Below are 12,698 nucleotides of genomic sequence, written 5' to 3'. Positions count from 1 at the left end.
GCCGACCCGCGCCCCCGGCGGGTCGGCGCGGGCCGCCTAGCCGAGGCCGCCGAGGAGGTGCGCGACGCCGAGCGGGACGCCCACGGCAAGGCCGAGGCCCAGCACGATCGCCGCGCCCGCGAGCATGACGGCGTTGGCGACGATGCCGATCGTCGAGAACGTGCGCGCCTCGGGCTCGCGACGGCGCGCGAGGACGCCGAGCACGAGGCCGACGATCGGCACGACGAGGGTGAAGCCCGCGGCGACGGAGACCAGGCCGAGCACGAGGCTCGTGACGCTGAGGGGCGCGGAGGCGGCGGCGGGGGCGGCGACGGAGGGGGACGGGGCGGGGGCGGTGGTGGTCGAGGTCATGCACCGAGCCTAGGAAAATCGACCCGCGACTCCTCGGGGGCTGACCCCCGGAAACGGCCGGGGGCCCGCCCTCGCCCGGGGTGCCGGAGACGCAGGACGGGGTGCCGGAGACACCGGACGGGTCAGCCGAGTGACGCGACGCTCAGTCGGACGACACGACGGAGGCGCGGCCGAGCGGGCGTCGCGGGTCGCCGGGAGCGGGCAGCGCGGCCAGGCCCCGCGTGATCACCTCGGGCGACGAGGCGAGGCAGACGCGGATCCAGCCCTCGCCGGAGCGGCCGAACGCGCTGCCCGGCGCGACGGCGACGCGGTGCTGGAACAAGAGGTCCTCCGCCCAGGCGGCGACGTCGCCCTGCGAGGCGTGGCCGACGTCGATCCAGAGGTAGAAGGCGCCCTGCGGGTCGAGGTAGCGGATGCCCCGCTCGTCGAGCAGGCCCTTCGCCAGCTCGAGGTTGCTGCGGTAGTGCTCGCGGGCCTCGGAGACCGGCGAGTGGTCGCCGAGCACGGCCGCGAGGGCCGCCAGCTGGTCGGGCTCGGCGACGCAGCTGATCGCGGCCTCCTGCACCGTGCGCATCGTGTCGGCGAGGCCGCGCGGCGTCACGAGGTAGCCGACCCGGACCCCGGTCATCGCGTACGTCTTGCTCGTCGAGAAGACGCTGAAGACGCGGTCGTCGGCGTCGAGGCTCGCGAGGCTGACGTGGGGCGTGCCGTAGGTGAAGTACTCGTAGACCTCGTCGCTGATCACCCAGAGGTCGTGGCGCGCCGCGAAGTCGAGGAGCGACTGGAGCACCTCCCGCTCGTAGACGACGCCGAGGGGGTTCGACGGCGAGTTGACGATGATCACCCGGGTGCGCGGCGTGACGAGCTTCTCGAGGTCGTCGACGTGCGGCACGAAGCCGCGCTGGGGCGACAGCGCGTAGGGCACGGGGACGGCGTCGAGCATCCGCGCGTTCATCGTGAAGGTCGTGTAGCCGGGGTCGGGCACGAGGACCTCGTCGCCCGCGGCCAGCAGCAGGCCCATCGTCTGGTGCAGGGCCTGCGTGGCGCCGACCGTCACCCAGACCTGCTCGACGTCGACGTGGACGTCGTTCTCGCGGGCGAGCTTCGCCACGAGGGCCTCGCGGAGCGCGGGGACGCCGCCGTTCGGCGTGTAGTTCGTGCGGTCGTCGGCCCAGGCGCGCCTCGCCGCGTCGGCGACGTGGTGCGGCACGGGCACGTCGGGCTCCCCCACGACGAGCATCGCGACGTCGTCCAGCTTCGCCGCGATCTCGAAGATCCGTCGGATGCCGGAGGTGGGGACGGACGCGACGTGCGGGGCGAGCGAAGGCATGCTGAACGGTACTACGGGCGACACGCCGCGCCTCCGGCCCCTCGGTCGTTGAGGATGGCGGACGCGACTGGTAACGTTGCCTGTTGGCTTGCGCGTTACGTCTGAACTGACGGAACGCGATCCCAGCCGTGAGCCGCTCCGGTGGCAGCACCGGCGGCAGCCCGGGCAGGACGCACCGTCCTCCGGTCGGCTGGCGCATCACTCGTCCAGACACAGAAACCAAGGAAGTAGCGAACGTGGCAAACATCAAGTCGCAGATCAAGCGCATCGGCACCAACAAGAAGGCCCAGGACCGCAACAAGGCCGTCAAGAGCGAGCTCAAGACCGCGATCCGCGCCACGCGCGAGGCCATCGTCTCGGGCGACAAGGACAAGGCCACCAGCACCCTCGCCCTCGCGGCGAAGAAGCTCGACAAGGCCGCCAGCAAGGGCGTCATCCACAAGAACCAGGCGGCGAACCGCAAGTCGGCCATCGCCAAGCAGGTCAGCGCTCTCTGAGCCGACCCCCGGTGAGGCGTCGCTGACGCAGCATCCCCGACGACCCGGTCGTCGACGACGAAGGCCCCGTCTCCTCGGAGACGGGGCCTTCGTCGTGCCCGCGGCCGGCGGCCGCGGCTGCGGGCGGGCCCTGTCGGCAACTCCTGCGGCGTGCCCGCCGGGGCGGCCCCACGCCGCTCCCGCGACACGGAGCAGGAGTTGCCGACGCGCACGCTCCACGGCGACGAGCGTCCGCGGCACGGCCGAACCGGCACCGCGCCTCCCCCGCGGCCCGTCGACAACTCCTGCGGCCTGCGCGCCGGAACGGCCCCCACGCCGCTCCCGCGACACGGTGCAGGAGTTGCCGACACGCACGCTCCACAGCGAGGAGCGTCCGCGGCACGGCCGAACCGGCACCGCGCCTCCCCCGCGGACCGTCGGCAACTCCGGCGGCCTGCGCGCCGGAACGGCCCCTACGCCGCTCCCGCGACACGGAGCAGGAGTTGCCGACGCGCACGCTCCACGGCGACGAGCGTCCGCGGCACGGCCGAACCGGCACCGCGCCTCCCCCGCGGCCCGTCGACAACTCCTGCGGCCTGCGCGCCGGAACGGCCCCCACGCCGCTCCCGCGACACGGAGCAGGAGTTGCCGACGCGCACGCCGCGCGGCGCCGAGCGTCCGCGGCACGGCCGAACCGGCACCGCGCCTCCCCCCGCGGAACGTCGACAACTCCTGTGGGATGCCCGCCGGAGCGGCCCCCACCCGGCTCGCGCGACCAGGAGCAGGAGTTGCCGACGCACGTCGTGCTCCGCCGAGCGTGCTGGGCAGGCACGGTACGGGCACCGCGCCTCCCCCGCGGCCCGTCGACAACTCCTGCGACGTGCTCGCCGGGGCGGGCGACCGCCGTGCGCGCGACCGTGAGCAGGAGTTGCCGGCCGCCGCGGGCACGCGACGGACGGAGGGAGGACCCGTCCTCGGGCGGGCGCGAGGGCGCGGTGCGGGGGCGCGGAGCGGGGCGGGGACCGGGGAGGCGCGGGTCAGCGGGAGAGGAAGTCGCGGGGCCGGGCGGGGACCGGGGAGGCGCGGGTCAGCGGGCGAGGAAGCCGCGGGGCGGGGGCGGCCCGGGGCGGGGCGGGGCGGCCCGGGGAGGCGCGGGTCAGCGGGCGAGGGAGCCGCGGGTGGCGACGGCGGTCACCATGCGCTCGAGGGCGTAGATCGCGTCGCGCTCGGCGCCCTTGACGGCGGCGTCGGTCTCGGCGATGAGCTCGATGCACCGCCCGAGGCCGTCCTCGCTCCAGCCACGCACGTCGCGCTGTGCCCGCTCGACCTGCCACGGCGCCATGCCGAAGCGCGAGGCCAGCTGGCCCGACGGCCCGTACGAGCCTTGCACCTTCGCCATCGTGCGGACCTTCATCGCGAACGCGGCCACCACGGGCACCGGATCCGCCCCGGACGACAGCGCGTGCCGGAGGAGCACCAGGGCCTCGCCCTGCCGACCCGCGATCGCCATGTCGGCCACCTTGAAGGCGTTCGTCTCGACACGGCCGGCGTAGTACTTCTCGACCGTCGCCTCCGTGATCTCGTCCGCCGCGTCGGAGATCAGCTGCTGGCACGCGCTGGCCAGCTCGGCGAGGTCGTCGTTGAAGGCCGTCACGAGGGCACGGAGGGCCCCCGACGTGACCCGACGACGCTCGGCCCGGAACTCGGCGGCGGCGAAGTCGAGCTTCTCGGTCTCTTTCTTGAGCTCGGCGCAGACGACCTCGAAGCCGCCGCCGAGCCCGGAGCGGAGCGCGTCGAGGAGCTTCTTGCCCCTCACGCCGCCGCCGTGCCGGAGCACGAGGTACGTGTCGTCGGCGGGCGACTCGAGGTACCGGAGGGTCTCGGTGAGGAACGCGTCGGTGCACTTCTCGACGGAGGAGACCCGGATGAGGCGCGGCTCGGCGAACAGGGAGGGGCTCGCGAGCGAGATGAGCTCGCCCGGCTGGTAGTGGTCGGCCTCGAGGTCGTTGACCTCGAGGCTCGGGTCCTCCGCCGTGAGCTGGTCACGCAGCTGCCTGACGGCCCGGTCGGCGAGGAACTGCTCCGGCCCGCTCACGAGCACGACGGGGGCCGGTCGGATCTGGTGCCACGCGACCTGGTCGACGCTGACCGACGCCTTCTTGACGGTCTTGCCGGTCGTCTTCGCGGCCACGGTCCTCCTCCAGGTGCGGCCGCCCCGGGCAGCCGGTGACCAGCGTAACGGACCCCTCCGTCACCCACGACGCCGCCGCCAGAGGCGCAGCTCCGCCGCGGCGCCGTCGTCACGGGGTGCTCCGCGGACGGTCACCGCTGCGTCGCCGTCGAGGTCGGTGCGGGCGACGACGGCCCCGCCGACGAGCGCGAGGGCGTCGTCGGTCGGGTGCCCGTAGCCGTTCTCCCTCCCGACGCCGATCATCGCCACCCGGGCCGGAGCGCGACGGTAGAGCTCCGCGTGCTGGTCGGCGGAGCCGTGGTGCGACACCTTGACCACGTCGACCGGCCCCGCGGCCTCCTCGCCGGCCGAAGTCGACAGGAGCCTCCGCTGGGCGGCCTCGCCGAGGTCGCCCAGCGCGAGCAGCGACGCGCAGCCGGTGACGCACCCGGCCGTCGGGCGCCACGCGGTGACGACGCTGGCGTCGTTGCCCGAGGCCTCGGGGTCGACCGGCCAGAGCACCGACCAGGCCAGGTCGCCGAGCACCCCGCGGGCGCCGGCCGTCACGGGGACGACCTCGGCGCCTCCGGCCCGGAGGACGTCGAGCACGGCGACGTCGGCCGGCCGCCCCGGGGCACCGACGAGCACCGAGCCGACGCTGCCCGCCACCACCTCGACCGCCCCGACGTGGTCCGTGTCGAAGTGGGTGAGGACGAGCAGGTCGACCTCGTCGACCCCGAAGCGGCGCAGGCAGCCGGCCAGCGCCTCCTCGTCGTCGCCCACGTCGATCAGGGCCACGCGCCCGGCGCTCCGGACGAGCACGGCGTCGCCCTGACCGACGTCGCACTGCACGACCACCCAGTCGTCGGGCACGCCCGCGCGCTCCCCGAGGCGGGCGCCCACGGCCGCGCCGGCCGGGACCACGAGGGCCGCCACGAGCGCGACGCCGAGCAGCCGTCGGGCCCGCAGCCCGCGCGGCGTCAGGACGACGGCCGCCACCAGTGCGGACGCGACGACCAGCACGGCCACGCCCGCCGGCCCGTCGGACCACGCGAGACGAGCCCCCGGCCACGCCGCGACGGTGCGGGCGACCGCGCCGACCCAGCTCGCCGGCACCCACGCCACGCGTGCGACGAGCTCGGCCAGGCCGGGCGCCCACGGCGCCGTCACGCAGACCAGGAGGCCGGCCACGGTGGCGACGGGAGCCGCGGGCTCGGCCAGCACGTTCGCCACGACCCCGTGCACCGGGAGGCTCGGCTCGAGCAGCAGCAGCACGGGCTGACACGCGAGCTGAGCCGCCGCCGGGACCGCGAGCCCCAGCGCGATCGGCGTGGGCAGCACGCGGGCGAGCTCGGCGGCCAGCGGTCGCGCCAGCACGACGAGCCCCGCCGTGGCCAGGACGGACAGGGCGAAGCCGACGTCGCGCGCCAGCCAGGGGTCGGCGAGGAGCAGCCCCGTCACGGCCAGGGCGACGACCGGGAGGCCCGACACGGGCCGGGCGGCCGCGAGGTGGACCAGCACCACGAGCGCCATGACCGTGGCCCTCAGGATGCTCGCGTCGGGCGTCACCAGCACGAGGAAGGCCAGCAGGACGACGCAGGAGACCCCGATGCGGACCACGCGGGGCACCCGGAGCGCCCCGCCCACGAGCATCACGAGCGCGACGAGGACGGCGCAGTTCGAGCCCGACACGGCGGTCAGGTGGGTCAGCGAGGCCGTCTCCATCGCCTCCCGCAGGTCGTCGGGCACCGCCGACGTGTCGCCCAGCGCGAGGCCGGGAAGCAGGGCGCCGCCGTCGCCCGGCAGCTCGGCCACGACGTCGCCGAATGCCCCCCGGAGCCCGTTCGCCGCGGCCTCGACGCCCTCCGCCTCGGTTCCGGCCCGCAGCGGCCCCCGCGACGCCGCCGCCCACGGGTGCGGATCGCCGCGCTCCACGGGCAGCACCGAGACGCGGACCCGGACGGCCTGGCCGATCTCCACGGCCGGCCCCGAGACCCGGGGCCCCAGCAGGAACAGCGAGGAGTCGCCTCGCCAGACCGCCCGACCGCCCACCTCGACGAGGCCCATGTCGAGCTCCGCGGTGGTGCTGCCCGGGACGATCCGGGCCGTCGCGGTGCCCTCGATCGTCACTACCCTGCCCTGCAGGTCGAGGACGGCGGGCGGCCATCGGGCGTCCGCCCGCGCCGCGGCCGCCCCGAGCAGGAGACCGGCCAGCCCCGCCGTCACCAGCACGAGGGTCGCGACCGCGGTCGCACGGGAGGCCCGCGGCCTCCTGAGGGGGCCCGACGGGGACAGCGGCCCGGTCGACGCCCCGACGCACGCCCCCGCCCACGCCCCCGCTCCCGCCTCCGCCCACGCCTCCGCACCCGTCCCCGCCGCACCCGGCGGGCCGACGCCCCGGCCGCCCCTCCCCGCGACCGCTGCCACCACGCCGGCCGCCAGCAGGACCACCGCGAGGCCCGCCAGCACGACCAGCTGCCGCCCCGCCGACCACGGCAGCGCGACGACGAGCACCGCCCAGGCCACGCCCGCCGGGACCGCCAGGCGGACGTCGACGGGCGGAGCCGCCCCGCCGTCGCCGACGGTCACACCGTCACCAGCGGCCGGAGCGACTCGAGGGTCTTCTCGCCGATGCCCGGCACCTCGAGCAGGTCGTCCACGGACCGGAACCCGCCCGAGCCCTCCCGCCACTCGACGATGGCGGCCGAGGTCGCCGGGCCGACCCCGGGCAGCGCCTGGAGAGCCGTGGCGTCGGCGCGGTTCAGGTCGACCAGGCCGCCGCCCGCGCCGCCCCCCGCACCCGACGCCCCGCCCCCGCCGGCAGCGCCCCCGCCGCCACCGCTCGCCCCGCCCCCGACGGCACCGCCCGCACCGCTCCCGTCCACGACCTCGCCCACCCCCGGCACCCGCAGCTGCTCGCCGTCGACCACCGGCCGGGCGAGGTTGACCCCCGCCTCGTCCGCCCCCTCAGCGAAGCCCCCGGCCGCGGCGACGACGTCGACGACGCGGGCTCCCGCCGGCACCTCGTAGAGGCCGGGGCGGGCGACGTGGCCGTGCACGTGCACGAACACCGACCCCGCGGTGCCCGACCCGGCCCCCGCGCCGGTCGCCGCCGTTCCCGCCTCGTCGTCGAACGAGCCGCCCGGCGACGACGCCGTCGTGATCGCGGTCTCGCCCGCGCCTCCCCCCGCTCCCCCTCCCGTGGCCACCGCCGTAGCGACGACCGAGCCCACCGCGAGCACCAGCAGCACGACGACGGCCGCGCCGAGGCCGAGGCGCCAGCGCGGACCGCCCGGCCTCGCCGGGTCGGGCGCGCTGCGGAAGGTGACGACCATCNCCGTCGGTGACCGGGGAGGGACGGAGCGCCGCTACTTGACGGCGATCGCCACGAGGCGGGGCGCCCGGACGACCACGTTCACGATCTCCTTGTCGCCGACAGCGCGCTGCACCGCGGCGGAGTCGCGGGCCAGGGCCTCGAGCTCCTCCGAGCTGATCTTCGGCGAGACCTCGAGGCGGTCGCGCACCTTGCCGTTCACCTGCACGACGGCCGTGACGCTGGTCTCGACGAGCAGGGTCGGGTCGGCCTTGCGCCATCCGGCCGAGGCGACCGAGACGCCGTCGTGCCCCAGCTTCTCCCACATCTCGCTGGCGGTGTACGGGGCGAAGAGCGACAGGGCCAGGGCCACCGTCTCGGTCGCCTCGCGCACCGCGGGGTCGGCCGCGCCCGCACCCGAGTCGATCGTCTTGCGCACCGCGTTGACCAGCTCCATCAGGCGCGCGACGACGACGTTGAACTTGAACGCCTCCGTCAGCCCGGGCGCCTCGGCGAGGAACCGGTGCGTCTGGCGGCGCAGGGCCTGGTCGCCGTCCGCCCAGACCGCGTCGACCGGGCTGGCGACGTCGGACGAGAGGCGGAAGGCGCGGGCGAGGAACTTCGCCGACCCGGCCGGCGAGACGTCGGCCCAGTCGATGTCGTCCTCCGGCGGGCCGGCGAAGGCCATCGTGAGGCGGATGGCGTCGACGCCGTGCTTCTCGACCTCCTCCGACAGGGTGACGAGGTTGCCCTTGCTCTTGCTCATCTTCGCGCCGTCCTGCAGCACCATGCCCTGGTTGAGCAGCGCGCTGAAGGGCTCGGTGAAGTCGACGTAGCCGAGGTCGAACAGCACCTTGGTGATGAAGCGGGCGTAGAGCAGGTGCAGGATGGCGTGCTCGACGCCGCCCACGTACTGGTCGACCGGCGCCCAGCGGTTGACGACGGAGGGGTCGAACGCCTTCTCGGCGTCGTTCGGGCTGAGGAAGCGCAGGAAGTACCACGAGCTGTCGACGAAGGTGTCCATCGTGTCGGCGTCGCGCCGGGCCGGCGTGCCGTCGACCGGGTTCGGCACGGTCACCCAGTCGATGGCGGCGCCGAGCGGCGAGCTGCCCTTCGGCTTGAGGTCGAGGCCCTCGGTCGACGGCAGCAGCACGGGCAGCTGGTCCTCCGGCACCGGCACCTCGGTGCCGTCGGCGGCGTGGACGATCGGGATGGGCGTGCCCCAGAAGCGCTGGCGCGAGATCAGCCAGTCACGCAGGCGGTAGGTCTTCGCGGCCTTCCCGGCGCCCTTCTCCTCGAGCAGCTCGAGGACGCGCTTGATCGCGTTCGACTTGCTGAGGCCGGTCAGGGGGCCCGAGTTCATCAGGCGACCGTCGCCCGTCAGGGCCACGCCGGTCTTCGCGGGGTCGAGCTCGGGCAGGTCCTCCGGCAGGATCGCCTGGCCGTCCTCGTCGAGCTCGAGCTTCGGGATCACGCCCGTCACGGGGGCGTTCGTGTCGACGACGACCCGGACGGGCAGGTCGAACTTGCGAGCGAAGTCGAGGTCGCGCTGGTCGTGCGCGGGCACGGCCATCACCGCGCCGTGGCCGTAGTCGGCGAGCACGTAGTCGGCGGCCCAGACGGGCATCGGGGCGCCGGTGAGCGGGTTGACCGCGACGCGGCCGAGGGGCACGCCGGTCTTGGGCCGGTCGGCCGTCTGGCGCTCGATCTCGGTCGACTTCTGCACCTGCACCAGGTACTCCGCGAAGGCGGCCTTGACGTCGTCGGTGGCCTCGGCCACGAGCTCGGCGGCGAGGTCGCTGTCGGGCGCGACGACCATGAAGGTCGCCCCGTAGAGGGTGTCGGGGCGCGTCGTGAAGACCGTGACGCGCTCGTCGCGCCCCTCGATCTCGAAGTGCACGTCGGCCCCGATCGACCGGCCGATCCAGTTGCGCTGCATGTTCAGCACCTTGGTCGGCCAGCGGCCCTCGAGCTGGTTGAGGTCGTCGAGCAGGCGGTCGGCGTACTCGGTGATGCCGAAGTACCACTGCGTCAGCTTCTTCTTGACCACGACGGCGCCCGAGCGCTCGGAGGTGCCGTCGGCGAGCACCTGCTCGTTGGCGAGGACGGTCTGGTCGACCGGGTCCCAGTTGACCCAGCTGTCCTTCCGGTAGGCGAGCCCCTTCTCGTACATCTTGAGGAACAGCCACTGGTTCCACTTGTAGTACTCGGGGTCGCTCGTGTGGAGGACGCGGTCCCAGTCGAAGGAGGGGGCGTAGAGCTTCATGCTCTGCGCCTGCTGGGCGATGTTGGCGTAGGTCCACTCGCGCGGGTCGACGCCGCGCTTGATGGCGGCGTTCTCGGCGGGCAGGCCGAAGCTGTCCCAGCCGATGGGGTGGAGCACGTTGAAGCCCTGCTGGCGCCAGTAGCGCGCGATCACGTCGCCGAGCGCGTAGCCCTCGGCGTGGCCCATGTGGAGGTCGCCCGACGGGTACGGGAACATGTCGAGGATGTACTTGCGCGGGCGCTTGTCGTCGGGGTCGACCGCGAAGGGCTTCGCGACCTCCCACACCTGCTGCCACTTGCGCTGCAGGCGCGCGACGTCGTACTCGCGCTCCTCGGCGGGGGTGTTGTCGTGCTCGTGTGCCACGGGACTCTCATTCGCTCACGGGGTGGAGGCGACCGGCGGACGGCACGACGAGGTGCGGGCACGCGGCGGCCCGTCGTCCAGGGTAGCGGCCCGCGGCACGTGGTCCGCACGGGGCGCCGACCGCACCGGGGCAGGTCACGAGGAGGCGCCTCCCGCGGGGGCCCCCAGCGCGCGCAGCAGCGCGGTCGCCTTCCAGGCCACCTCCGCCAGCTCCTCCCGCGGCACCGACGACGACGTCACTCCCCCGCCGACCCCGACGGTCGCCCTGCCGTCGGTGACCACGACCGAGCGGATGGCCATCGCCCAGGAGGCGCTGCCGTCGAGGCCGAGCACGCCGACGGCGCCGGAGTAGACGCCGCGGGGCGCGCCCTCCCCCTCGGCGAGCAGCTCGACGGCGCGTCGCTTCGGGGCGCCCGTCATCGAGCCCGCGGGGAAGGTCGCCTCGAGCGCGTCCAGCGCCCCGAGGCCCGGGGCGAGCCGGGCAGTGACCGTGCTGACCAGCTGGTGCACGGCCGGGTAGGAGCGCACGGCGAACAGCTCGTCGACGACGACGCTGCCGAGGCGGGCGACGCGGGTGAGGTCGTTGCGCACCAGGTCGACGATCATCAGGTTCTCGGCGAGCTCCTTCTCGCTCGTCGCGAGCTCCGCGGCGAGGGCCGCGTCGGCGACCGGGTCGGCGGAGCGCGGCCGGGTGCCCTTGATGGGCGACGAGCTCACGACGCCGCCCCGCGAGACCTCGAGGAACGACTCGGGCGAGGCGCCCGCGACGGCGGTCCCGCCGATGCGGACGAACGACGACCGCGGCGACGGCGACGACCGACGGAGGCGGCGGTAGGTCTCGAAGGCGTCCACCGGCCCCGCGACCTCGTACGACGTCGTCGGGCAGAGCACGTACGCGTCGCCCGCCGCGATGGCGGCCTGGCAGCGCGCGACGAGGGCGAGGTACTCGTCATCGCCGTGGCGGCGGCGGACGGCGCCGGGGCCGCGCCGCGCCTCCGGCTCCCCGGGCTCGCCGAGCGGGGCGACGCCGGGCCAGGCCGCGGCCACCGACCGCGCCCAGTCGTCGGCCGCGAGGGCGACCAGCTCGACCTCGCGGGCGGCGTGGTCGAAGACGAGGGCGCGGTCGGTGCGGAGAAGGGCGACGTCGGGAGGCGCGGCCTCGTCGACGGGGAGGCCCGCGGTCACCGACGGCGGGCTCCCGCGCCCCGGCCCGACGGTCGCGTCGCGGTCGAGCAGCCACGTCCCCGCCCCGTAGCCGAGCCAGCCGGCCCAGCCGAGCGGCGCGGCGTCGTCGCGGCCGTCGGCGAGGTCGTCGCGGAGCAGGGCCCAGAGCCGGCCGAGCTCACCGTGCCGCGTGGACGCGGTGACCCGGTCGCCCCACAGCAGGACGGACCGGCCGGTGACGGCCCCGTGCCCGGCGTCGAGCCACACGACGTCGCCGTCGGGGGCGAGGGCGGCGACGACGGCCTCCGGGTCGGCCCAGGGCAGGGGGCGGCGGAGGACCGTCGGGCGCATGGACCGAGTGTAGGAGCCCCGGGCGCCCTGGGTCGGGCCGGCTCCCGTGCGGCGCTTAGCCTGGGGGCATGAGCCTCGCGACGACCCTCCGCTGGCACGACGGACGACTCGTGGACGACGAGGTCGGCGAGGGGGGCGGCGAGGGGGGCGGCGGAGACGGTCACGCCTCCCGTGACGCCGGTGCCTCGGAGGCGCGCCGCGGCCCGACCCGCGTGGCCGACTCCTGGCTCGTCGTCGACGGTGCCGTCCGGGCCCTCGACGTGCACCGCGACCGCTTCGCCGGCTCCGTCCGGGAGGCCGCGCCGGGGCTCGACGTCGACGGCTTCTGGTCGGCCGCCGTCGCGGCCCTGCCCCGCGAGGGCCGGTGGTTCCCGCGCGCGGAGCTGCTCGGCGACGACCTCCGCCTGCAGCTCCGGCCGGCCCCGGAGACGCGACGGTCGGTCGTGCTGGCCACCGCCTCCTCCGACCCCCGCACCGAGCCGCTCGTGAAGGGGCCGGACCTGGAGGCGCTGGGCGCGCTGCGCCGGGAGGTCGCGACCCGCGGCGCCGAGGAGGCCGTGCTGCTCGACGCCGACGGCTGGGTCGTCGAGGGCGCGTGGAGCTCTCTGCTCTGGTGGCGCGGCGACGCCCTATGCATGCCCGCGGACGACCTCCCGAGGCTGCCCGGCGTCACGGTGCGGACGGTGCTCACCCTCGCGGCCGTGCTCGGCGTCGACGTGCTGCACGAGCGGGTGACGCCGGAGCAGCTCGACGGCTTCGAGATCTGGTCGCTGAGCGCCCTGCACGGCGTGCGGATCGCCACGCGGTGGGTCGACGGCCCGACGACGGCCGAGGAGCCCGGCCGCCTCGCGACCTGGCAGCGACGGCTCGACGCGCTGCGCCGACCGCTGCCGGCCGCCTGACCACCTCACCGC

General features: G+C 75.5%; 9 protein-coding genes. 2 read left to right on the top strand and 7 right to left on the bottom strand.

Going from position 1 to position 12,698, the window contains the following annotated elements:
• Positions 1 to 36: 36 nt before the first annotated feature.
• Together IFT72_RS03895 and IFT72_RS03890 are read right to left on the bottom strand one after the other, a co-directional pair.
• Positions 37 to 351, bottom strand: a complete 315-nt coding sequence (locus IFT72_RS03895; RefSeq protein WP_192045613.1) for a hypothetical protein — start codon at positions 349 to 351, stop codon at positions 37 to 39.
• Between the two features lie 142 nt (positions 352 to 493).
• On the bottom strand, positions 494 to 1,681 hold the full coding sequence (locus tag IFT72_RS03890) for a pyridoxal phosphate-dependent aminotransferase (RefSeq protein ID WP_056054195.1): 1,188 nt from the start codon (positions 1,679 to 1,681) through the stop codon (positions 494 to 496).
• Positions 1,682 to 1,917: 236 nt separating this feature from the next.
• Here IFT72_RS03890 and rpsT point away from each other — a divergent pair, with 236 nt between their 5' ends.
• Positions 1,918 to 2,178: a 30S ribosomal protein S20 gene (rpsT, locus tag IFT72_RS03885; RefSeq protein ID WP_056054191.1), complete on the top strand. Its 261-nt coding sequence runs from the start codon at positions 1,918 to 1,920 to the stop codon at positions 2,176 to 2,178.
• A 1,135-nt stretch (positions 2,179 to 3,313) separates the two neighbouring features.
• Here rpsT and holA read toward each other — a convergent pair.
• The 5 genes from holA to IFT72_RS03860 form a co-directional block, all read right to left on the bottom strand.
• Positions 3,314 to 4,348 (bottom strand): DNA polymerase III subunit delta, encoded by a 1,035-nt coding sequence (gene holA / locus IFT72_RS03880; RefSeq protein WP_167259025.1) that lies wholly within the window; start codon positions 4,346 to 4,348, stop codon positions 3,314 to 3,316.
• Positions 4,349 to 4,408: 60 nt separating this feature from the next.
• Positions 4,409 to 6,916, bottom strand: a complete 2,508-nt coding sequence (locus IFT72_RS03875) for a ComEC/Rec2 family competence protein (protein ID WP_192045612.1) — start codon at positions 6,914 to 6,916, stop codon at positions 4,409 to 4,411.
• Entirely contained in the window at positions 6,913 to 7,662 is a 750-nt protein-coding gene (locus IFT72_RS03870) for a helix-hairpin-helix domain-containing protein (protein ID WP_192045611.1), read from the bottom strand. Before IFT72_RS03870 ends, IFT72_RS03875 begins: the two co-directional genes overlap by 4 nt.
• A 33-nt stretch (positions 7,663 to 7,695) precedes the next feature.
• Positions 7,696 to 10,269, bottom strand: coding sequence for a leucine--tRNA ligase (leuS, locus tag IFT72_RS03865; RefSeq protein ID WP_192045610.1), 2,574 nt, complete (start codon positions 10,267 to 10,269; stop codon positions 7,696 to 7,698).
• A gap of 135 nt (positions 10,270 to 10,404) precedes the next feature.
• Positions 10,405 to 11,784 carry an anthranilate synthase component I family protein gene (locus IFT72_RS03860; protein ID WP_192045609.1) on the bottom strand — a complete coding sequence of 460 codons (1,380 nt, stop codon included), beginning with the start codon at positions 11,782 to 11,784 and terminating at the stop codon, positions 10,405 to 10,407.
• A gap of 68 nt (positions 11,785 to 11,852) precedes the next feature.
• On the opposite strand from IFT72_RS03860, the gene IFT72_RS03855 reads away from it, so the two are divergent.
• Complete coding sequence (locus IFT72_RS03855) at positions 11,853 to 12,686, top strand: aminotransferase class IV (protein WP_192045608.1); 834 nt, start codon at positions 11,853 to 11,855, stop codon at positions 12,684 to 12,686.
• The last annotated feature ends 12 nt before the right edge of the window (positions 12,687 to 12,698 follow it).

Origin of the sequence: Frigoribacterium sp. CFBP 8754 (assembly GCF_014841815.1) — a bacterium.
Taxonomy (GTDB): domain Bacteria; phylum Actinomycetota; class Actinomycetes; order Actinomycetales; family Microbacteriaceae; genus Frigoribacterium; species Frigoribacterium endophyticum.
This window is presented reverse-complemented; position numbering and strand designations above follow the sequence as displayed.

Bases quoted from the DNA above. Each gene is read 5' to 3' on its own strand.
- IFT72_RS03870 (WP_192045611.1), bottom strand. From the start codon at position 7,662: ATGGTCGTCACCTTCCGCAGCGCGCCCGACCCGGCGAGGCCGGGCGGT.
- IFT72_RS03855 (WP_192045608.1), top strand. From the start codon at position 11,853: ATGAGCCTCGCGACGACCCTCCGCTGGCACGACGGACGACTCGTGGAC.
- IFT72_RS03890 (WP_056054195.1), bottom strand. From the start codon at position 1,681: ATGCCTTCGCTCGCCCCGCACGTCGCGTCCGTCCCCACCTCCGGCATC.
- IFT72_RS03895 (WP_192045613.1), bottom strand. From the start codon at position 351: ATGACCTCGACCACCACCGCCCCCGCCCCGTCCCCCTCCGTCGCCGCC.
- IFT72_RS03860 (WP_192045609.1), bottom strand. From the start codon at position 11,784: ATGCGCCCGACGGTCCTCCGCCGCCCCCTGCCCTGGGCCGACCCGGAG.